Raw genomic sequence first — 534 nt, 5'->3', positions numbered from 1 at the left:
TAATTATCACTACGATGCTAGTTTAGCTCAAGCGTTAGCGGATCAGCGTCAGGAAAGTAAAACTTTACCCCGAGCAGATAAATATACGGTTAAACAGGGAGAAGTGATTGCCGATAAGATTTTAAATCATCATTGGTCACCGCGGGCGATTGCGCAACGTTGTCCCGAAGTTAAAGTTAGTCATCAAACTATTTATACTTGGATTAAAGCCGGACGGATTCCGAATGTTAGTTTAATGGACTTGAATAATCCCTTACATGAGCGTCATAATCCAAAACGTTTATCGGATAGTATGCGGAAATTAAAACAGCAAGCGCGGAAACAACAGCAACAAGAAGGCGTGGAGGAACAACGGGTGTTAGCACGTCAACGCCGCATCTTAATTGAAAAACGACCTAAAACGATCAATCAGCGTAAATATTTTGGTCATTGGGAAGTTGATTGTGTCGTTCCCCGGCGGGGTGGGCGTAAAGTGATTGTCACTTTTGCCGAACGGAAAACTCGTTACTATCAATGCTTTATCGCTGAACAACA

General features: G+C 42.5%; 1 protein-coding gene. It reads left to right on the top strand.

Features of this window, described 5'->3' with window-relative positions:
• A partial coding sequence (locus ACWCL1_RS08915) for an IS30 family transposase (protein ID WP_454546560.1) occupies positions 1-534 on the top strand: 534 nt, incomplete at both ends.

The organism is Ligilactobacillus sp. LYQ135, from assembly GCF_053711055.1.
Note: the sequence above shows the minus strand (reverse complement) of the source record. Positions and strands in the feature narration are given on the sequence as shown.